Origin of the sequence: Prosthecobacter sp., from assembly GCF_044226605.1 — a bacterium.
GTDB lineage: Bacteria > Verrucomicrobiota > Verrucomicrobiia > Verrucomicrobiales > Verrucomicrobiaceae > Prosthecobacter.
The window spans coordinates 41,671-62,896 of the sequence record NZ_JBGAGS010000034.1; the positions used below are offsets into that span (position 1 = coordinate 41,671).

The 21,226-nt window shown below is 62.3% G+C and carries 17 protein-coding genes; 7 read left to right on the top strand and 10 right to left on the bottom strand.

What is annotated here, in order from left to right; genetic code table 11:
* The first annotated feature begins 105 nt into the window (after positions 1-105).
* Complete coding sequence (locus tag ACILSO_RS30350; RefSeq protein WP_395741253.1) at positions 106-777, top strand: biotin/lipoate A/B protein ligase family protein; 672 nt, start codon at positions 106-108, stop codon at positions 775-777.
* A complete protein-coding gene (locus ACILSO_RS30355; RefSeq protein WP_395741254.1) occupies positions 774-1,136 on the top strand; it encodes a gamma-glutamylcyclotransferase in 363 nt (120 codons plus the stop codon). Before ACILSO_RS30350 ends, ACILSO_RS30355 begins: the two co-directional genes overlap by 4 nt.
* A gap of 356 nt (positions 1,137-1,492) precedes the next feature.
* Here the strand turns inward: ACILSO_RS30355 and rpoD are convergent, their stop codons facing one another.
* The 5 genes from rpoD to ACILSO_RS30380 all read right to left on the bottom strand — a co-directional run bounded on the left by rpoD (position 1,493) and on the right by ACILSO_RS30380 (position 8,658).
* Positions 1,493-3,349, bottom strand: coding sequence for an RNA polymerase sigma factor RpoD (gene rpoD / locus ACILSO_RS30360; RefSeq protein ID WP_395741255.1), 1,857 nt, complete (start codon positions 3,347-3,349; stop codon positions 1,493-1,495).
* 49 nt (positions 3,350-3,398) lie between these two features.
* Entirely contained in the window at positions 3,399-5,228 is a 1,830-nt protein-coding gene (gene dnaG / locus ACILSO_RS30365; protein ID WP_395741256.1) for a DNA primase, read from the bottom strand.
* Between the two features lie 271 nt (positions 5,229-5,499).
* Positions 5,500-6,174, bottom strand: coding sequence for a response regulator (locus ACILSO_RS30370; RefSeq protein ID WP_395741257.1), 675 nt, complete (start codon positions 6,172-6,174; stop codon positions 5,500-5,502).
* Positions 6,175-6,304: 130 nt separating this feature from the next.
* Positions 6,305-7,687, bottom strand: coding sequence for a sensor histidine kinase (locus ACILSO_RS30375; protein WP_395741258.1), 1,383 nt, complete (start codon positions 7,685-7,687; stop codon positions 6,305-6,307).
* On the bottom strand, positions 7,684-8,658 hold the full coding sequence (locus tag ACILSO_RS30380; RefSeq protein WP_395741259.1) for an ABC transporter substrate-binding protein: 975 nt from the start codon (positions 8,656-8,658) through the stop codon (positions 7,684-7,686). The genes ACILSO_RS30375 and ACILSO_RS30380 overlap by 4 nt, the downstream gene beginning before the upstream one ends.
* Positions 8,659-8,774: 116 nt before the next feature.
* Between ACILSO_RS30380 and ACILSO_RS30385 the strand changes: the two genes are divergently transcribed.
* From ACILSO_RS30385 to ACILSO_RS30395, 3 genes are all read left to right on the top strand, one after another.
* Positions 8,775-10,208, top strand: a complete 1,434-nt coding sequence (locus ACILSO_RS30385) for a Gfo/Idh/MocA family protein (RefSeq protein ID WP_395741260.1) — start codon at positions 8,775-8,777, stop codon at positions 10,206-10,208.
* Positions 10,209-10,251: 43 nt separating this feature from the next.
* A complete protein-coding gene (locus ACILSO_RS30390; protein ID WP_395741261.1) occupies positions 10,252-11,979 on the top strand; it encodes a hypothetical protein in 1,728 nt (575 codons plus the stop codon).
* A 302-nt stretch (positions 11,980-12,281) separates the two neighbouring features.
* Positions 12,282-12,908, top strand: coding sequence for a transposase (locus ACILSO_RS30395; protein WP_395741277.1), 627 nt, complete (start codon positions 12,282-12,284; stop codon positions 12,906-12,908).
* Here the strand turns inward: ACILSO_RS30395 and ACILSO_RS30400 are convergent.
* A complete protein-coding gene (locus ACILSO_RS30400) occupies positions 12,826-13,347 on the bottom strand; it encodes a hypothetical protein (RefSeq protein WP_395741262.1) in 522 nt (173 codons plus the stop codon). The two genes, ACILSO_RS30395 and ACILSO_RS30400, sit on opposite strands and share 83 nt — an antisense overlap.
* A gap of 85 nt (positions 13,348-13,432) precedes the next feature.
* On the opposite strand from ACILSO_RS30400, the gene ACILSO_RS30405 reads away from it, so the two are divergent.
* Entirely contained in the window at positions 13,433-16,411 is a 2,979-nt protein-coding gene (locus ACILSO_RS30405; RefSeq protein ID WP_395741263.1) for a PVC-type heme-binding CxxCH protein, read from the top strand.
* A gap of 390 nt (positions 16,412-16,801) precedes the next feature.
* On the opposite strand, the gene ACILSO_RS30410 is transcribed toward ACILSO_RS30405, so the two are convergent.
* The 3 genes from ACILSO_RS30410 to ACILSO_RS30420 all read right to left on the bottom strand — a co-directional run bounded on the left by ACILSO_RS30410 (position 16,802) and on the right by ACILSO_RS30420 (position 18,842).
* Complete coding sequence (locus ACILSO_RS30410) at positions 16,802-17,716, bottom strand: bifunctional riboflavin kinase/FAD synthetase (protein WP_395741264.1); 915 nt, start codon at positions 17,714-17,716, stop codon at positions 16,802-16,804.
* Positions 17,717-17,830: 114 nt separating this feature from the next.
* Positions 17,831-18,025: a hypothetical protein gene (locus tag ACILSO_RS30415; RefSeq protein WP_395741265.1), complete on the bottom strand. Its 195-nt coding sequence runs from the start codon at positions 18,023-18,025 to the stop codon at positions 17,831-17,833.
* Between the two features lie 103 nt (positions 18,026-18,128).
* Positions 18,129-18,842: a hypothetical protein gene (locus tag ACILSO_RS30420; RefSeq protein ID WP_395741266.1), complete on the bottom strand. Its 714-nt coding sequence runs from the start codon at positions 18,840-18,842 to the stop codon at positions 18,129-18,131.
* A 335-nt stretch (positions 18,843-19,177) separates the two neighbouring features.
* Here ACILSO_RS30420 and ACILSO_RS30425 point away from each other — a divergent pair, with 335 nt between their 5' ends.
* The gene (locus ACILSO_RS30425; protein ID WP_395741267.1) at positions 19,178-20,254 is read left to right on the top strand and encodes a hypothetical protein; all 1,077 of its coding nucleotides are present in this window, start codon (positions 19,178-19,180) and stop codon (positions 20,252-20,254) included.
* A 387-nt stretch (positions 20,255-20,641) separates the two neighbouring features.
* Here the strand turns inward: ACILSO_RS30425 and lspA are convergent, their stop codons facing one another.
* A complete protein-coding gene (gene lspA / locus ACILSO_RS30430) occupies positions 20,642-21,193 on the bottom strand; it encodes a signal peptidase II (protein ID WP_395741268.1) in 552 nt (183 codons plus the stop codon).
* Positions 21,194-21,226: the final 33 nt, after the last annotated feature.

Genomic DNA, 21,226 nt, shown 5'->3' on the forward strand with positions numbered 1-21,226 from the left:
ACGTCCCCGTGCCTTCTAAAACGGAAAGAGCAGATTCGCGGTGATTCGTGCGCATTCGCGTTGGAGATTGGCGAAGTTGTCGCATGATGCGGGGTGGATTCTGCCATGCCCCTCTTTGACCAACTCATCCTCCATCTTGACGCACCACCGCATGACGGCCCTTGGAACATGGCGGCGGATCAGGCGTGGCTGGAGTTGAGCGAGGTGCCGGTGCTGAGGGTGTACCGGTGGACAGAGCCGACGGCGACGATTGGGTATGCGCAGAATTTGGCGAAGCTGGCGGGGACGCTGCCGCAGTGGCCGATTGTGCGGCGCTGGACGGGCGGGGGCGTGGTGCTGCATGATGCGGACTACACGTACTCGGTCATCGTGCCCGCGGTGCATCCGTGGTCGCAGACGAATCCGCTGGACAGTTACAGGCTGGTGCATGAGTCGCTGGCGCGGGCGCTGGATGACGGCAGCCGGCTTGCGGGGCCGGAGGATTTGATCGAGAACCCGTTCTGCTTTGTGGCTCCAGCGATGCACGATGTGGTGCGCGGCCAGGTGAAAGTGGCCGGGGCAGGGCAGCGGCGGGGCAAGCTGGGCCTGCTGCATCAGGGCAGCGTGCAGCAGGTGACGCTGGCGGAGGAGTTCTGGCCGCGCTGGGCGGCGCAACTGGCCACCAATGTGCGGGTGACGCAGGAGATGACTGCGACGATGATTGAGCGTGCGAATGAACTGACCGAGAAGCGTTACAGCCTGGCTTCGTGGCTGAATGAGCGGGAGGATGCGCTGTGAATGCGAGGACGCTGGTGTTTGTGTATGGGACGCTAAAGCGCGGCGGTGATAATCATCATTGGATATCGCAGCAGCAGTTCGTAAGCGAGGCGCGCACGGCGCCGGCGTATCGGATGTATGATCTCGGTGGGTATCCGGGCATGGTGCGCGCGGATGAGGGAGGGCTTTCGATCCAGGGAGAGGTGTGGAGCGTGGATGAGGCCGGACTAATCAATCTGGATGTGCTGGAGGATACCGAAGGCGGCGAGTACGAGCGCGTGCCGCTGCCGCTCGAGGGCGAGTGGGCGGAGCAGACGGTGGAGGGGTATGTGTATTTGCGGAGTGTTGAGGGGAGACGTGAGGTTGGGGTGAGGTGGTGATTTTGCAGCAGGTCGGTCGGGTGTGTTTGGCGTCGAGGGTGTTTGATTGTCCACCGCGTTCTCCGCCAAACGGCCCGACTTCGAGGGGGGGGGCGTAAGTTTGAGTGTTTGCGATGCGCTCGCAGACGGGCGGGCTGTCGCCACCGCCGTCTTACGTCCAGGCAGCTCGCGTGTGCGAGGCGTAGCCGAAGTGGAAGTACGACGGGCACTCTTGCCTGTCGATCAGCGCTCACGCAGGGTGTCTCGTTGGCGAATGATGTGCCACAGCCGCCAGGTCAGAGGTTGAGGGAAGGGCGTGGGTTCAGTGTGGTTGCCATACGCTGATCGACAGACAGGAGTGTCTGTCGCACCTCAGATCAACCCGCCCCAAAAAACCCGCCGAGCTTGCGGATGCGGGTGGGGTGGCGGAGTTTTCTCAGCGCTTTGGCTTCGATCTGCCGGATGCGTTCGCGGGTCACCTGGAACTGCTTGCCGACTTCTTCCAGCGTGCGGCCGGCGCCGTCGCCGAGGCCGAAGCGTTGTTCGAGGACTTCGCGTTCGCGGGGGTTCAGGGTGTCGAGCACGTCGCGGAGCTTGTCGCGCAGCAGGTGCATGGCGGTGAGCTCCATGGGGTTGCTCGCTTCCTTGTCCTCGATGAAGTCGCCGAATTCGGTGTCGCCTTCGCTTTCACCGACTTTTGCCTGCATGGAGACGGGCTGCTGGGACAGGCGCAGCACGGCGTTCACACGCTCGACGGGGAGGTGGATTTCCTCGGAGATTTCCTCCGGGGTGGGATCGCGACCCAGCTCCTGCAGCAGCTGCTTGTGCACGCGCATGAGCTTGTTGATCGTTTCGATCATGTGCACCGGGATGCGGATGGTGCGAGCCTGATCGGCGATGCTGCGGGTGATGGCCTGGCGGATCCACCAGGTGGCGTAGGTGCTGAACTTGTAGCCGCGCTGGTACTCAAATTTTTCCACCGCACGCATGAGGCCCATGTTGCCTTCCTGGATGAGGTCGAGGAAGGAGAGGCCGCGGTTGGTGTACTTCTTGGCGATGGAAATGACGAGGCGCAGGTTGGCCTCGATCATCTCGGTCTTGGCGCGGGTGGAGCCGGCGACGTGCTTGAGCGTGTCGGTGATGAGGGTGCGGTAGTCCGCGGCCGTCATCCAGCACTCCTGCTCAAAGGCGCTGATGGCTTCCTTGGCGGCATCGCTGCGCGGGTGGTCCCTGAGATTGCGCTCCAGATTGCCGAGGTCCGCGAGGCGCTGCTGGAGCAGGGTCACGAAGTCTTCGGTGATCTTGGATTTGAAATAGAACTTTTCGCAGGTGCGGAAGAAGACGGCGCGCAGTGTTTCAAATTCCTCCTGCGCGGAGGCTTTCTTGCGCGGGCCGGCATTGATGAGGGCGCTGAAGGCCTTGCTGGTTTTTTCATGCGTCTCGCGCGCCTGGTCGAGCAGGGGCTTGAGGCGTTTGAAATAAGCATCGCGTTCATCCGCCTTGCGATCGCTCACGAGGCGGTCAAAGCGTTCCACGCCGTTGCACAGCGCTTCGGCAAACTGCAGGTAGGCCTGGCCGATGAAGCCGATGGTGTGCAGGCACTGGCGCATGCTGAGGTCCGCCTTCTCAATGCGCTTCGAGATGTGGATCTCCTGCTCGCGGGTGAGCAGGGGCACCTGCCCCATCTGGCGGAGGTACATGCGCACCGGATCGTCAAAGACATCCAGCTTGGCGGCGGCGTCGCGCTCTGCGGCGATGCGCTCACGCGCGGCGGATTTCGAAGCGATGCCATCCACGTCGTCGCTGATCTTGATCTCCATCGCACGCAGGCGTGTGATGAGGGCGTCCATCAGATCGGGCGTCACGAAGCCTGCGGGCAGCGCTTCATTGATGTCGTCCCAGGTCAGATGATCGTGCTCGCGCGCGGTGCGGATGAGGTCGCGCAGCCGTGCCTGGACGTCGGGAGAATGGATGTCGTCGTGCGTGGTGTTGGCAAACTGGGAGATGCCGCCGGCGAAACCGTTTTTCGGCGGACGGCCGCGACGGCGCTTGAGGGGCTGGCCATCGGGACCGACTTGTGAGACGGGCTGGTCTTTGGGCGGATGAATGCGGGGCCTGCCGCGGCCACGTTTCTGCGCAGCAGAGGCGGCGTCTTCAGCAGGCACGGCTTCGCCTGCCTTTTTGGCGGCGACGCTGGAGTGGGATCCGTTGATTTGTTTTTTGGAGACGGCCATACAAGCCTCAGTTGGAGTCCGGGAACTGCCTCGGTCTTGGGGGGTGAAACTATTCGGGGGTCGGCTTGGTACGGTCAAGGCATTCTTTGCGCAAGGCGTTGAGTTCCACGAGCTTCATCTGGATGCTGGCGGTTTCATCTTCCCGCAGGCCGGGCTGGCGGAGTTTTGACTGCAGGCTCTGGATGAGATTCTGCAGGCGTGCCACCTCCAGGGTGTAGAGGGCCAGCTGCGCATCTTTAGGGCCGCCGGGCGGTCGCGGGCTGGCCTGGAGCTGGGCGAAGGCGGCCTCCTGCGGGCGGTCGAGCCCGGCCATGAAGGCCAGCTGGGAGCTTTCATCCAGCGGATCATGGCGGCTGTGCACCAGCAGGGCGAGCAGGTCGGTGCCGGGCACTTCACGCAGCAGGTCCTCCAGTTCGGCCTCGCGCAGCCAGTACATCACCTCGGCGTCGTTCAGCGCCATCTGGCAGAGGTGCAGGGCGGTCTTGTGCTGGGAGGAGAGCAGCTTCTTCGCTTCGTCGGCCACATTGACGGCGGGCTTCTGCGGGTCCTTGCCGTTTTTGCTTTCCCGGGCGGCGCGCTCCACCATGGCGGAAAGCTGCGCCTCGGAGATCTCCAGGAGTTTGGCCACTTTGTTGACGGCGGTGATGCGCTGCGCCACGCCGCTGAAGATGCTGATGGCCGCGGCCACCTGCTCGGCCATGCGCACGCGCTCCACCATGCTGTCAGATTTGGCGCTGGCACGCAGGCGGCGGATCTGGTACTCCAGGAAGTCGGTGGCATTTCCCAGCACGTTCTGCAGTGCTTCGTTGCCCTGCTTGCGCAGCAGCGAGTCGGGGTCCTCGCCCTGCGGAAGGGAGGCCACCTTGACCGTGAGGCCGATGGGGGAGAGAATCTTGAAGGCCTTTTCAGCGGCCCCGTAGCCCGCATTGTCCGAGTCGTAGCAGAGCGTGACTTCATTGCACACGCGCTTGAGCAGCTTGGCGTGCAGCTCGGTGAAGGCGGTGCCCTGGCCGGCCACCACGTTTTTGAACCCGGCCTCGTAGATCATGATCATGTCGATCTGACCTTCGCAGACGATGGCCTCGCCTGCCTTGGAGATGGCGGTGCGGCTGCGGTCAAATCCGAAGAGCACCTTGCTCTTGCTGAAGAGCGGGGTCTCCGGCGAGTTGACGTACTTTCCCGTGTTTTCCTTCGGCGCAATGAGGCGGCCGCTGAAGGCGATCACGTCTCCGTGTTCATTGCGGATGGGAAACATGAGGCGGTCGCGGAAGTGCGGGTAGGCCCCGCGGCGGCCGGAGTCTTCCGCGCTTTGCTTGTAGAGGCCTGCTTCAATCAAAACGCTTTCGGGGATTCTGGCCTTGGCGGCCCACTCTCGGTAAAAGGCGCTGATGCCCGGCGCATATCCCATCTGCCAGTTTTTCGCCACGGCGGAGGTGATGCCGCGGGACTTCAGATAGGCGCGCGCGGGTGCGGCGATCTGGTGCTTCATCAGCAGCTGGTGGTACCATTCGGCGATCTCCCGGTGGGCGCGCAGCAGCAGGCTGCGGTGCTTGGCCTCCGCCTCGGCATTGGCGTCCCACACTTCCTCCTCGATGCGGATGCCGGCGGCGTCTGCCAGGCGCTTGACGGCTTCCACAAAGGAGAGGCCGTCATGCTCCATGACGAACCGGATGGCGGTGCCGCCCGCGCCGCAGCCAAAGCAGTGGTAGGTGTTGCGCGAGGGGCTGACGTTGAAGGAGGGGCTCTTCTCGTTGTGAAAAGGGCACAGACCCACGAAGTTGGTCCCTGCTTTTTTCAGCTTCACGGAACGGCCCACCAGCGCCACGATGTCCGTGGCGGCGATCACCTGCTGGATGGTTTCTTCCGGGATGCGCGACATGTCAGATAAGGTGAAAATGTGGAGCGCAGAAGCGGGTGCAACCGGGATGCTGCAGGCGACGATGAAATGTGCGGGGCAGGCGCTGGCGGATGCCGCCTCCGAAAGCAGATGGCGACAGGTCGCTGCAGGCCTCGGAAACTTGTTGTGCCCCCTCACCCGTCCTCTCGCAGAAGACCACCCAGAGCTATCTGCTTATGGGCTGGTAGAGGGGGTTCGCGCTAAAACGCGTTGAAACTCTACTGATTGTTGAAGCGCCAGGCAGGCGCCCAGCTCACGCGGTCTTCTGCCCTTCAGCCCAGCGAATGGCAAAGTAGGCCAGCTCTCCGGTTTCGCTCATGCCGAGCTTGGTGCGGATGTTCATCTTGTGCACGTCCACGGTCTTGCTGCTGATGTGGAGCGCCTCGGCGATCTGGCCGGTGGTTTTGCCCTGGCCGATGAGGACGAAGACTTCAAATTCACGATCGCTGAGATCCGCGATGGAGTCCTTGGCTTCAGCGGTGTTGCCGGAGGAGAAGGCGCGCAGGATTTCCTCGGACATCTCTTTGCTGACTGCGATGCCGCCTGCGGCCACGCGGTGCAGGGCCTCCTCAAAGTCCTTCTGCGGGGCGCTCTTCATGAGGTAGCCGCGCGCGCCGGCCTTCAGGGCACGCTGCGCGTAGAGCTTTTCATCATGCATGGAGATGGCCACCATGGGCAGCTTCGGGCGCAGCAGGCGCAGGTCTTTGATCAGCTCGAGCCCGGAACGGTCCGGCAAGGAGATGTCCACCACCAGCACGTCCGGGGTGTCCGCCTCCACTTTGCGCAGGGCGTCGGCGGCGTCCACGGCCATCCAGGCGAAGTCAAGATTGTCGGTGGTCTCGATGAGGAGGCGCCAGCCCTCCCGCATCATGGTGTGGTCATCCACGATGGCGATTCGAATGGCGGCGGGGGGGGAGGAGGCTTTCATTGGCACGGGGGCGGTGCGCAGGCTGGCAAGATTTGGGGACTGTTTGACAATTTGCGCACAATGGCAATGGAGAATAATCCTTATGAAAGGGGAAGGGCGCACTCTTCCCCTAGAGGGGTGGAGAGCGTGTTCAGGGTTTGTTTGAAGGAATCCGCACAATGGCAACCGAGAAATCCCGCGCACCACGCTCCACGGTCCGCTCCAGCGTGGCGGAGAGGGCGCGCAGCCGCTGGCCCATGAGGTGAAGTCCCATGCCCTGGCTGCTCGTCTCCTCCGGGGTGGAGAAAGGAGCGCCGTCATGGATCACGCTCAGCACGACCTGATCTCCCTCCATGCGCAGAGTGATGGTGAGGATGTCTGGCTTGGAGTGCTTGCAGGCATTGATGACCAGTTCCTGCGCGATGCGGAAGAGCAGCTCCTGCCCGCTGTTGGTGAGGTGGGCGCTGATGTCCGCATAGTCCAGCGAGCAGCGGACTTTGTACGACTGCTCGGCGAAGCGGCGCACGTTTTCCAGCCCGTCCTTCAGCCCCTGGCCTTCGATGCCCACGGGGGAAAGACCCCAGGCCATGCCGCGGGCGATCACCGTGGACTCCGCCAGCTCCGCCGCGACCTGTTCGGCGAGGCTGTTGATCCTGCTGTCTCCTGCCGGCAGCATGCCGAGCATCACCTCGGCCTTCATTTTGGTGGCGGAGATGCGCTGGCAGAGGTCATCGTGCAGATCTCTGCCGATTTTCCGGCGCTCCTGCTCGGCGGCGTCCAGCACCATGTTTTCAGCCTCGCGGAGATTGTCCAGAGCGCGGGCAAATTCGCGTGAAATGAGGGAAAGTTCATCGTTCCCGGGCAGCACCCGCGGAGGGCCTTCGCCGGAGGAGCTGGAGCGCAGGATCTGCACCACGCGGTGCACCCGGAGTATGACCAGCTCGTGCAGCACAAACCACAGCAGCAGGCATGAGGCCAGCAGCACGGCGGTCTGCCGCAGGGACTCGATCCACGCGTCCTCCCGCACCTCCTCCAGCGCCAGGGTGGTGTCATAGCGGATCAGCACCGCCGCACGGCTGGTGGCTTCATAGGTTTCAAAGAAGGGGACGAAGACGAGGAGCTTCTTTTTCTTTGCGTCCCACTCGACCGCGGGCTCCATGGTGGCGAGCACCCCTGCATGCCTGCGCCATTCCTCCGCCAGCGGAGTCTGCAGGACGTCCATGTGAAACCACTGCATGTGGGTGGCGCAGTTGACGATGCCCTCCTTGTTGCAGACGAGGCCCAGGTCCACGTCCGGAGACAGGGAGACGTAGGCCATCTCCAGCTCCGCGGCGCGCTCCTGCTGCCGGCGGGAAAGGTGCTGCAGCAGGCCGGCCAGGCGGCTGCCGGTGTCCATGGCCTCCTGGCTCATGCGGTCGATGTGGCGGTCCTTCAGCCAGCGCTGGTTGCGCCAGTTGTTGAAGAGAATGATCACCAGGCCAAACAACCACACGCTGACGGTGATGCGGCTCTGGATGGAGCGAAACCAGTTCAACGGAAGGCCTCCTCGCTGAGGCTGGGGTTGATCCAGTCACTGTCCGACCGGAAGCTGGTGATGATGCCGTTACGGATCATCTGCTCGCCCACCTGGGAGGCCATCTGCGGCAGCTTTTTGAGCAGCTCCAAGTTTTCCGCCTGGCTGAGTGGGCGCAGGTGGCGCAGGCAGGCAGCCAGCTCCTCGGTGTTCATCTTTTCACGGCGCAGGGCGCCATCCATGCCCGGGAAGGGTTTTCCCGCCCAGAACTTTTCAGCCATGTCCGCCTGAACCCGGAGCAGGGAGACCAGTTCCTCCCGGGAGGCGGTGCAGGAGCGCTCCGAGGCCACGATCAGGTGCAGGATGGGGACCTTGAGCTGGGTGGAGTCATACACGCTGCGCAGGCTGCTGGTGTGGGAGAGTTTTTCCAGCCACGGCTCGGTGGCCACGACGGCATCCACCAGATCTGACTGGACGGCGGCCTCCATTTCCGACTGAAACATGGGAACGGCCTCGATGTCCTTCAGGGACAGCCCGGCGCTTTCCAGCGCATTGATCAGAAGATAAATGCCGGCGCTGCGCTCCACGCCGACGCGCTTGCCCTTCAGATCCTCCAGCCGCGCGATGCCGGGCCGCACGAGGACGGCGTCTGCGCCGGCGGACTGGCTGAGCACCGTGAGCACCTTCAGCTTCTGCCCGGCATCCTGCATGCGCATGATGCTTTCCAGGGAGACCACGGCCACATCCGCCGCGCCGCTGCCGAATGCGCGCACCACGGCGGAGGCCCAGGGGATTTCGATGACCTGAAAGTGGTCTTCCGGGAGCAGCCGCATGTCGCTGGCCAGCAGCACAGGTTCGGCGGCGGGCCACACGCCCGGCACCACGCGCAGCCGCTGCCTTTTGGCCTTGAATGGCAGAAACGCGGCGGCCAGCAGCAGCGCCGAGCCGAGTGGCGGCAGAATGCGCTGCAGCATGGCCTTCGGGGAATTCATTTCGCTAACATGGATGAGGCTGGCGTGGGCTGTCCACTTCTGGTTGCGCCGGACGGGCGTCTTTGTGATTTCTTTTCTCGCCACGGAGAGCGCAGCCGATTATAAGCTAATGCTTTATGGCTCCTGTTCATCCCACCTTTTCCCGCCGTCGTTTCCTGACCACCAGCGCCGCAGCCCTGGGGTTTCCCACCATCATTCCAGCCACGGCCTTGGGAAAAGGGGGACGCCCCGCGCCTTCAGAGCGCATCACCGTCGGAGCCATCGGCTGGGGCACCATCGCCACGGACTGGACGCCGACTTTCCTTAACAACGACAAGTGCCAGGTGGTCGCCGTGGCCGACCCGATGAAGGAATACGGCCACTATGGCTACGATGGCAAGAAGACCGGCGGTCGTGAAGCAGGGAAGAAGACCATCGACGCGCACTACTCCCAGTCTGCCAACAAGCCGGTGAAAGCCTGCGCCGCCTATGCGGACTTCCGCGAGATGATGGAAAAGGAAGACCTGGACGCCGTGCAGATCTCCACACCGGACCACTGGCACGCCTACATGGCCATCTACGCCGCACGCAAAGGGAAGCACATCTACGGGCAGAAGCCGCTCGCGCTCAACATCGCCGAAGGCCGCCGCATGAGCGATGAAGTGGCCAAGGCCGGCGTGACCTGGCAGACCGGCAGCCAGCAGCGCAGCGACCAGTACTTCCGCATGGCTTGCGAGATGACTCAAAATGGGCGCATTGGCAAACTCAAGCGCGTGCGCGTGGGCCTGCCCGGCGGCCATAGCAACTGGAACGGCATGGCAGACCAGATCAATCCCGCACCGCTGCCGCCCGACTTTGACTATGAGATGTGGCTCGGCCCGGCGGAGCACATCGACTACCGCCCGGCACTTCTGCCGCTGAACTGGCGGCACAATTTCAACTTCTCCGGCGGCATGATCACCGACTTCGGCGCGCACCACATCGACATCGCGCAGTGGGGCATGGGCACGCAGATGACCGGCCCCGTGGAGCTGCGGAACGTCAGCGGCACCATGGACTCCAAGGCGCTGTACAACACCGCCACCGAGTTCTCCTTTGAATGCGTGTATGAAAACGGCGTGGTCATGCACGTGGCCAGCCCGACGCACAAGCTCATGCCCGAAGTGGAGGCCGCGCTGGCCACCCCGGATGACAAGAAGCCCAAGAAGCCCTTCGATCATGTGGGCGTGCTGTTTGAAGGAGAGGGCGGCAAGTGGATCTACGTGAACCGCGGCAAGATCACCGCCAGCAGCCCGGACATCCTGCGTGAAAAGACACGGCCGGATGAAATCCACCTCTATGAAAGCAAGGAGCACACGGACAACTTCCTCTCCTGCATCTACGACGGCAAGCCCACGGCCACCCCCATCGAGGTCTCGCACCGCAGCATCAGCATCGCGCATCTGGCCAATGTGGCGCTGCGCAGCGGCAGCACGGGTCTGAAGTGGGATCCGAAGACGGAAACCATCGCCGACAATGCCGCTGCATCGAAGCTGCTCTCCAAGGAATGGCGCAAGCCGTGGACGCTGTGATCTCCGCACTCCCTCGCACCCTGTTTCCTTTTTTCACCGCCGCATGCCAAATCAAATCCTGTCCTTGAAATGGTGCAGTGCCATCGTGGCCTTGGGCCTGGCTGCGGCAGTGGAAGGACGGGCGCAGGACACGATCCAGATCGGACCGCTGAAACCTTTGCAGACCCTGCCCTCGCTGGGGCCTGCCATTCCACCCACCTCCGTGCTTCCAAAATCGGGCCTGCCAGGCGGGCTCGTTCCGCCTGCCGGACAGCCCCCCGCAGCCGCTGCGTCCCCGCAGCTGCCCGGCGCGGCTCCGTCTGCGGGCATGGTCCCGCCACCCACCATCACCTCGGGCTCCACGCTGACCCCGGGCGCCACTTTGGGCGCGGGCGGCACGCTCACAACGCCACCGACTTTGACACCGGGAGCGGCCCTGACACCGCCAGTGAATTTGACTCCGGGATCCACTGTGATGCCGGGCTCTGCTGCACTCCCAGGCTCGGCGCTGACGCCGCCACCGACTTTGACACCGGGATCCACCTTGGCGCCCGCATCACCGCTGACGCCGGCCTCGGTTCCGACACCTCCGCCCGCCACCAGTGCTTCCGCTCCTGCTGCTCCGCCGCCGCTGCCCACGAGTTCCTCGGTGGTTATCACCGGCCCCATTGCGCAGACCTATCTCTACATTGAGCCCTACCAAACACGCTTTGAAGCGCTCTTTGACGCCGCCTCGGTGCTCGCATGGCTGAGTCCGGATGTGCCGCTGCCGGAATCCCTCACCCCCGAGCAGCAGAAACAGATCTCCGAAAAAGTCGCGGCCCAGGCAGGAGACTGGTGCTCGCTGAGCACGGGAGACCAGGCGCTGGCCGTGCCCCAACCGCTGGTGACGGTGATCAAAGGGCTGCCCGGAAACACGCTGCCCATGAAGGAGGGAGAAACCCTGGCGCTGAACCAGGCGCTGGTGGGCCTGATGTGGGAGTTTGCCACGCCGCCCGGGCCGGATGAACTGAACGTCACGTGGAAAGGCTGGTTCAAGGGCATTTCCAAGCTGCCGGTGCGCGTCTTCTTTGGTCCCCAGACTGAGACAGGAGAAATCCATGCCGCCATCAAAAACTACCGCTGGCGCAATCTGGGGCGCATGACACGGCCCGCGCCGCTGGTAGCGGTGCCGCAGATCACACGGCCTGCCCCCGTGCGCGTGCCCATGGGGGGCATCGTCTGGGTGCTGGGCGGCCTCGTGTTTTACATCTACCTGAAGATCAAAGACCACAAGCTGCCCGGCGGGAGCCTGCCATACTTCGCCGTGTGGCTGCTGGGCGGAGTGCTCATGAGCCAGCTGCTCATCGTGCCCTACCATCCCAAATCCGCCACTCCCACTGTCACACAGGTGGCGGAGGCCCAGCAGATCGTCTCCCCGCTGCTGCGCAATGTGTACCGCGCCTTCGATCATCATGTGGAGTCAGACGTGTACGATGTGCTGGCCCGCAGCGTGGACGGGGAGCTGCTGCGGAAGCTTTACCTTGAGACCATCCAGGCTCTCACGCTGGATGGCCGCGAAGGCACGCGGGTGACCATCGCGGAATTTGCCGTCACGGTGGACAAGGTGGAGAAAAATCCCCAGGGCCCCGGCTTTGTGGCGGACTGCAACTGGAATGCCCGCGGCATCGTCGGCCACTGGGGGCACAGCCATCCGCGCGTGAACATCTACAATGCACGGGTGACCATCACCCCGGTGAAAGACGAATGGAAGCTCACCGGCCTGGAAGTGCAGGAAGTGCGGCGCCTGTAAACCGCACAAATCTCACCCCCACCCCGCACGCAGCGAGCTGCCCCGACGCCGCAAGGCCATGGCGACAGCCCGCCCGTCTTCGAGCGCATCGCATACACCACGGCGTTCGAATGCCCTCGAAGTCGGGCGGTTTGGAGGTGCGACAGGCACTCTTGTATACCCAGCTGCTGCAGCTGACCTGTTCGCAGCTCATTGCCCAGGCCGAAACCCTGATCAAAGCTTGAGCAAGCAGATCGTAGAACTTCATCAAAAAGGTGCTGGACCATGAACACGCACGACAGAAGCCCCGGCGCCTCCAGCAGATGAAGGGCATCGCCGAGGTGGCCGAACTCGGCAGCCTCGACAACACACGCATCGCCTCCCTCGCAGGCCTCGCCTCACACCCCTATGATAGCGGCCCCATGCGTGGCCAGCGCCACATCCAGGGCGGGCGCAAAAAGGTGCGCCGAGCGCTCTACATGGCCGTAGTGCGCAGCGTGAGCATCAATCCCATTCTCAGCACCTTTGACCGAGGCCTGCTCAAACGTGGCAAACCCTCTTCCAACCTGCCAACTGACACGGTTGCTGTCTGTCGGTCAGCGCTCACGCTGGATGATTCGTCATCGAATGATCAAGACCGCGCCGTGCTGGCCGCTGTGGGTATGGCGTGTGCGCAGCGTGTTGGCCACACGCTGAACCCACGCCCTTCCCTCAGCGTCTGGCTTGGCGGCTGTGGCAGATCATTCGCTAACGAGACACCCTGCGTGAGCGCTGATCGACAGGCAAGAGTGCCTGTCGTACTTGGGCCGCGCCGGGTGTGGACAAGTCTGTCCGGACTCTGGCAGAAAACGGCCGCTCCTCTCTGTTTTACCGACTTGCGAACAAAACGCAGACCACAACGATCGCCAGCAGCAGCGCCAGGAGGATCCAGGCTGAGGCGGGCGTCTTGAGCTTCACGTGGGGTGTCAGGGCCACGATGCGGCGGTAGTCGTCTGTCATCACCCGCTTTCCTTGTTTGCCCAGCAGCTTGATCAGCACAGAAATGCTGATCAATGTGCCGATGGGAAAGGCGATGAGGCCGCAGGCGCTCACCAGCACGGCAGGAATCCGCGCCCAGCTCCGCAGGCTGCGCATGCCATAACCCACCACTCCCAGCACCAGGCCGATGCTGAGGAACAGCATCCCCTCAGGCAGCTGGTGCATGAGGCCTCTCTGCAAAATCATCCAGGCGAAATACAGCAGCACAGCCGCAGGCAGCATGATGAGCGCACCCACCGACTGGATCGTGCTCTCGGTGTTGATGTGCTCGGCGCGCAGCGTTTCCTCTTCGCTCTTGGCCGGATTGAGCAGAGTCTGGGACTGCGGCGCGGCGTAGGGATTGAATTCCATGAGTACCGGTCTCACTCCGCGCACGGGCTGTCAATTAGGCGCAGTCATTTGGAGATAAGCAGCGTCTTAGTCGCGTATGAGTCGCATGACGTCGCGTTTTCTCCTCCTGCTCCTGGCCGTACCAGCCTTCTCCGCCGATCTTCCGCCGGACAAGGGCAGCACCATTCCCGAAAGCGGCAAACGCCCCGTCGTCGTCACCGGGAAATCTACCCTCGCTCTGCCGAAGCACGATCTGCCGGAGGGCTACACGCTCGAAGTGGCCGCCGCTTCGCCGCTGGTCACGCACCCCATCATGGGCTGCCTCGATGACAAAGGCCGCCTCTTCGTGGGCGATGCCGTGGGCGTGAACTGGAACAAGGCGCAACTGGAAGCCAATCCGCCCAACCGCGTCCTTCTGCTGGAAGACACGGACAAGGACGGCTGCTACGACAAGAGCACTGTCTTTGCCGACAAGATGACCTTTCCGCAGGGCGCATGCTGGTTGAATGGCAGCCTCTACGTCGGCTCGCCACCCGGCATCTGGAAACTCACGGACACGGACAATGATGGTGTGGCCGATCAACGCGAGATGATCGTAGGCGGCTTTGAGTACACCGGCAATGCTGCTGATGTGCACGGTCCCTTCCTGCATCCCAATGGCCGCCTCTACTGGTGCCACGGCCGCAAGGGCCACAAGGTCACGCAGAAGGACGGCACGCCCGTGGATGAATCGCTCGCCTGCGGCATCTGGAGCTGCAAGCCGGATGGCAGCGACGTGGCCTGGCATTCCCTCGGCTGCGGTGACAATCCCGTGGAAGTCGATTTCACCCGCGATGGCGACATCATCGGCGTGCAGAACTTGTACTACACCCAGCCACGCGGAGACACCATCGTGCACTGGCTTTACGGCGGCGTGTATGAGCGCGGCGACCAGCTCAAGGCCATCGCGCATCTGCCGCGCACGCTGGAAGTCATGCCGGTGATGTACAACTTCGGCCACGTGGCCGTCAGCGGCTCCTGCTTCTGGAAAAACTGGCCGTCCGCAAACGCGGGCGCTCAGCAGTTCCTGGTGACGCATTTCAACACCCAGCGCCTCGTGCGCATGGAGCTGACCCCCAGCGGCAGCACCTACAAGGCGGTGGAAAATGAATTCCTCAAACTGCACAATCCCGACATTCACCTCACCGATGTGATGGAAGACCCGCGCGACGGCTCCCTCCTCCTCCTCGACACCGGCGGCTGGTTCCGCATCGGGTGTCCTTCGAGTTTGATGGCGAAGTCAGATCTCCTTGGAGCGGTGTATCGGATCAAGCCGAAGGCTCCCGCGAAACCTCTCCAAATGGCTCAAGCCGCAGCCAGTGCGCCCAGCCTGGATGCAAGTGATCCGCTGGTGCAGCTTCGTGCCTGTCAGGCGATTGCCGAGGCTCAGCATGCGGACGAGCCCACCAGCAGGAAGCTGAACCGCATGCTGGCAGATCCGCTGGATGCCTCCCTCGAGCACGCCGTCATCACGGCGATCGCACGTGTGAACCGTCCGCGGGCCGAGCGATGGTTCACGGATAACGTCATGACGTATGATGCCATGCGGCGAAACGCTGCTGACAAGGAAAAGAAGGCGCGTCTGATCCAGATGTTTGGAGACGGCAGCAAACCTGTTTTCCTCGCGCGCGTGCTGCGCATCGGCCAGATGCTCGGACTTCAGAACGACATGTTTAAGAGCATCTTCAAGGCGGCCTTTTCCAGCCGGCATGCCGTGCAGGTGGACGCGGCTTTTTTTGTGGTGGAGCAGAATCCGCAGATGCGTCAGATCGCCTGCGAGCAGCTGGCCGAAGACTGGAAGCAACACCTCGCCAAGTACAAGGCCGTTCCTTCCTCGGCGCCTGGCCTGGGAGATGCCCTTCTGGCCGCACTTCCAAAAGAAACGGAGCAGCTTCTGGCGAAGACCCGCAGACTGGCATCACCCGCGCTGGGAGATGCGTCTGCCCAGGATCTGGTGACCATGCTTCTGGCGGAGAAAGGGGCGGATTTCCGTGCGACCGCCCTCTCCATCCTGGCCACTCAAACCAGCGGCATCAGCAACGAGGCCTGGTTTCCTGCTCTCGACCGCATCCTCGCCGAGTCTCCCACGCCGCTCGTTTTCGATGCCATCAAGAAGCTCAAGTCCCCGCACTTCGACGCCGCGCTTCAGGCCATCGCCAATGACACCAAGCGCCCGCTGGCCCTTCGCCTCAAGGCGCTGGACGCTGCGAAGTCCGTGAAGCTCACCGGCGAAACCTTCACCATGGTGAAAGGCGTGCTCGCCGATGCGGCCTCCTCCTCCGCCGCGAAGATTCAGGCGGCGGGCATGATCGCCAGTGCACCGCTGCAGAAGCCGCAGTTGCTGGAACTTGCGCCCTTGTTTGCCACGCTGGGGCCGGTGGAGCTGAAAGCGCTGCTGGGCGTCGTGCGCAAATCGAAGGACCTGGAAGTGGGGCGTGCGCTGGCCGCAGAGATGGCCAAAAACCCCGTCATCGCCAGCCAGCAGGAAAGCGTGTACCGCACCGCTTTCAGCGACCTGCCGCCGGAGATTTTTGAAACGGTCATCCTGCCTGCTTACAATGCGGCCGTGGCCGCATCCGAAGCGAAGAAACGGCAGCTTGGGCCGCTGGCGGACAAGGTCGTTGCCAGTGGCAATGCGGCGAATGGACAGAAAAACTTTGAGATGGGGAAGGGCACCTGCATCGCCTGCCACAAGATTGGCTCCGCAGGCCGTCCCATCGGCCCCGATCTCTCCCACATCGGCGCCATCCGCACGGAGCGCGATCTGCTGGAAAGCATTCTGTTCCCGAGCAACACCCTCGCACGTGACTACGAGGCCCATGTCATCGAAACCAGCGACGGCCAGCAGACGCTCGGCGTGATCAAATCCCACACCGCCGAAGGCCTGCTCGTGGTGGACATCGCCGGTCAGGAGAAGACGATTGCGCACCAGAGCATCGCCGGAGACACCACCCTGCCGACCAGTCTCATGCCCCAGGGCTTGGATCAAACGATGCCCGAGGCGGAGCTGCTCGATCTCGTGGCCTGGCTGCGGAGTTTGAAATGAGGAGATCAGGCCTTGGCCAAACAAACCACCGAGTTCGCACCTGCATGCCGAAGCAGAAGGCACGACAGACATTGCCTCACTTCGTTCGCCCTTCGGGCAGCCTGCGGCTGGCTACCTACGCTGCGCTTCGGTTCCTGTCTGTCGGCCAGCGCTCCCTCAGGCTCATTCGTCATCGAATAATCTAACGCCATCGCCAAGTTGGCTGCTGTGGGTATGGCGAGTGTCCAATGTGTTTGCGGTGCCGCTGACCGACAGACAGGACTGTCTGTCGTACTTCCAATCGCGTTGCCGCCATGAGGTCCGTGCGCACTGGAGTTTGCAGCGCGCTTGCAGACGGGCGGGCTTACGGCCACGACCATCCTCCGTCCAGGCAGTGCGCCACTTTCGCGTTCACCCACGCGCCGCCACAATATCGCGTGAGATCTGCGCCTTGAGCTCTTCCAGGCCGTTAAACTTCATCTCGTTCCTCAGCAGGCGGGTGAAGCGTACTTCAAGGTCTTTTCCATAGAGATCGCCGCTCCAGTCCAGCAGGTGGACTTCGAGGGTGGGCTCGGCGTTTTCGGCGACGGTGGGGCGGCGGCCGAGATTGGCCACGGCGGGGTGCCATTGGGCACCGATGCGCGCCTCCACGGCATACACGCCCAGGGGCGGGAGCTGCTCGTTTTCCACCTCCACATTGGCAGTCGGAAAGCCGAGCTGGCGGCCGAGCTTTCTACCCTCCACCACGGTGCCAAAGACGGTGTAGCTGCGGCCCAGCAGCGTGGCGGCGGTGGTGAAATCTCCGTGCGATATGGCCTCACGAATGAGCGTGCTGCTGACCACCTGGCCGTCGATTTTTAACGGCGGCACCCCGTAAACGGCGAAGTCGTGCTGCTGCCCCATGTCCATGAGGAGATGGATGTCTCCCTCGCGTTTGTACCCAAAGCTCCAGGTGTAGCCCACGGAGATGCAGCCCAGCGGGCGGGCGGCGCTGACGAGCTGCTGAATGAACTCTCGCGCGGGGGTCTTCGCGGTCTCGGCGGTAAACGGGCACGCGAGCAGGCACCCGATTCCGGTTTGTGCCAGAATAAGCTGCTGGTGGCGCGGGCCGCAGAGGAGCTTGGGTGCCGCAGCCGGGCGCAGAACCTGCGCCGGATGGGGATCAAACGTGACGACGACGGCGGTGCCGTGATGCTGGGTGGCGTGCTCCTGGGCAGCGCGGATGACCTCCTGATGGCCGAGGTGGATGCCGTCGAAAACACCGACGGCAAGCGCCAGAGGGCCGGGAAGGGCGGAAAGGGCGTCGATGGAGCGAAGGACCTGCATGCGTGGATGGAGAAACAAGCCATACCAGCGACCATGCAGAGCGCAAGGCGAAGGGCGCGCCCTCGCTCCATGCCGGCCCCGGTTCCGTCTGCTGTCCGGGGCGTGAAAGGGGGATTACTTGAGGTTGCTGAGGGTGCTCCAGAAGGTCTTCAGCACGCTCTTGCTGCCAAGGCTGAGGCTGCTCTTCACGTCGGTGTGGGCGGTGCCAACGACCTGGGGCATCACTTCACCGTAGGTGGGCATCGAGGTCCAGCCGAGGGTGATTTCCTTGGAGGCGGCGGTGGAGGAGGAGGTGATGTTCGTTTTCATATGATTCGTAGATTTGAGAATTTCGAGGGGATTTAGGCGGTGAGTTTCAGATTTGAATGAAGCTTTGTTTACGAGTGTGAGAATCGAGTTGCAAAAATGAGAATTAAAAGCCCGAAGGATGGCGAGGGGAGAAGCCAGCATAGTTGCGGCCCTGGGTGCGCCAGCGGGGACCTTCGCCAGTGACGTGGCCGGAGGTGTCCATGCGAAGACCGCAGATGGTCATGAAAACATGTTCGCCAGGCTTCACCCAGATGGTGATGAAACGGCCAGGGCCAGCTTCGCCGTAGTTGGCGAACTCCTTGCTGGACAGGCAACGGTTCAGCAATCCTGCCTTCATAAGGACATAAGAAGTGCTGCTGCTGCAGTCATAAGCGCTGTCTTCGATGTTGCGATGGCCGGCGCCAAGGACGTAGGGCTTGTTCTGCAGGGTGTTGGCAGCATAAACGGCGAACTGAAGGGCCTGAGGAGCGGTCTGGCCGACGGAAGCGAAGCGGCCGTCAAAGCGGATCTGAGAATTGCCAGTGGAGTGGCGGGGAGCGGCGGCGGCGGAGCGCTGAGCGGCGGCCTGCTGGGCAGCGGCAGCCTGCTGCTGAGCGGCGGCCTGGTCGGCGTAGTAGGCAGCCCATCCGCGGGCGTATTCCTGCTGCTGAGCGTTGTAGGCGGCCCATGCCTGGGCGTTGGCCTGTTCCTGAGCGTAAGCGGCCTGGGCCTGAGGGCCTGCATAGTAACCAGCAGCTGAATAACCGTTCTGAGCTTTCGCGGCGGTAGCGGCGGCGAAGAGAGCGGCGGTAAGAGCGAGGCGGATGAGTGTTTTCATGGCTGCTGGTGTGTTTCTTGTTTCTGTTAGTATTTATAACAGAAATTATAAGAAGTGCAACAGCCATATCAGATTTTGATAACAAATTTGTAAAATTGATAAAAACAAGGCGGTGGAAATTTGTTAAAACATTGGTATTCAGTGTTCTAACAAATTGCCTTAGATCCATAAAAGTGAGAAAAAATTGGTTCTCAGGTCTGTAAATCCGTGAAAAGTGACCAAATCACGCCTTTTTTCGAAGCTCTGATTGCAGATATGATCGTTATGGAGATGGCCCTCGAAACAGCTTTTTCTAATTCTTGCGCATGCGACTTCGTCTTTGAGAGTGCCTGCTTATGAATTCACGCCTGCCTCTGCGCCTGTGCCTGCTGCCACTCTCCATCTCAGCGCTCGCTCTTCTTCTGAGTGGAGCACCTGCTGCGGCGGCTGCCGAGCCGCTGGCCGTGGCTCACTACTATGATGAGGAGAGCATGCGTTTCCTGACGCTGCGAAATACTTCGGCCACGGGTGTGGAGGTCATCATGCGTTTTGCCAGCGAGCCGGGATCGACCGCCACCTGGCTGGGGCAGGGGACTCGGAAGGACAACATCGTCACCTTTGCCGCTGTGGTGGAGGAGGGGCAGGACCGGGGCACGTTTTTCATCGCGAAAGGGGGCGAGTCCAAGGTGGAAGTGCTTTACAAGCCGGGGCAGAAGATGCCGCAGGATGCCGGGCTGCTGGGGATCTTCCGGCGTGTGAGCGATGAGAAGCGCCTGCAACTGGCGCGCAGGGAATTTCAAACGGCAGAGGACCGCATGAATGCCGCTCTGAAGGAAGCGGCGCATGCATGGCCTGCCGTGGACAAGACGGTTACATCAGACTGGAAATCGCGCTGGCCGGGGATGGTGGGCCGCTGGATGAAGATCGCCTACCAGCCGCCGGAAGCCCCCAAGGTGAAGCAACCTTTCCCCTCCGCCAAAGACACGCCGACACCCGAGAAGGATGTTCAATACTGGCTGAAACTGGCCCAGGTGACCTCCATGGGCTATTCCTTTGCCCAGCAGATGCCCAGCCTGAAGGCGGGTGACTGGGATGGCGAATACGATGACAACCTCGGCGGCCACGTGAGCATCCGCCGCATGAAGGACGGCCGGCTAAATGTGACGCTGAGCTGCACCCGCGTGAATGAAAACCAAGGCGGAGACCTCAGTGGAAGAATCCCGCCCGACTCCGTGAAAAAGAAAGACGGAGAGAGCACCGCGAGCGCCGTCTTTAATGAAGGCGATGTGCCGGAAGACGCCAAAGAGGTGAACGTGACGCTGAAACGCAAAGGCGGCTTCCTCTGGGTGGACATCAAACGCAAAGCCACACCGCCGGGAAGCCTCTCCTGGTATGATGGGATCTACCGCTGGTCTGAGCCGCCTAAGGAGTGAAGCGAGAGGGCCAGTTCGAAGTTTAAAGTTTCAGGTTTAAAGTTCTCGGAGGATCTGGGTGGCGCAGGCAAGTACCTCGCAGTGCCCCGCGTAAAGCAGCACAGATTTGGAGTGCGGTCGCGAAAGGAGGCACGACTGAAGCTACCGCTTTCCGCCGTCCAGATGAGAGCCGAGATTAACCATGAGTGCACGAGAGCGGGAGCGCGCTGGCTCTCGCAGGCTCGCTGACCTCACGCCTGCCCCGAGACGCTCGAAAGCGGCAGCTCCACTCGTTCCTCGCTGCGCAGCCGCACTCCAAATCTGCCTCGGGCAGAAAGGGAGCGTCTCAGCAATAGGTCATATGATGCGAACAGGTCATGGAAGCCTCATCGTCTTCCGCGCCGCTCCTCACGCTGGTTGGTCTTTGCTTTTCTCCGCAGGCTTCCCCGGTGTCTCAAAGAAGGACGCGAGCGCCAGCAGGATGGCGGCACACACCACGCAGGAGTCAGCCACATTGAAGGAGGGCCAGGGGTGGAAGGGCCAGAAGCCGAAGTCAAAGCGCAGGAAGTCCACGACGTAGCCGTCGAAGAAAGTGCCATCGAAAAGCTTGCCGCCGTCGTGATTGCGGAAGAGGCGGTCGGTGAGATTGCCGAAGATGCCGGAGACCAGCAGCGCCACGGCCGTGCGGCTGAGCTTGCCGGGGAAGAGGCCCTTCCCATGCATGATATAGATGAACACCAGCGCGGACAGCGAGACGACCGCGAAGACGTAGTTGGCATTTTGAGTGCCATTGAACATGCCAAAGGCCACGCCGGTATTGGACGCATGATGCAGCCAGAAGACACCTGGGATGACCTCCTGCTCCGTTTCATAGAGCCTGAAATGCTGCACGATCCAGCTCTTGGAAAGCTGGTCGAGAATGAAGAGAGGCAGCGAGAGGAGCAGGAAGAGGCGGATCATGGAAGAGAATGACGGATGACAAATGCGAAATGA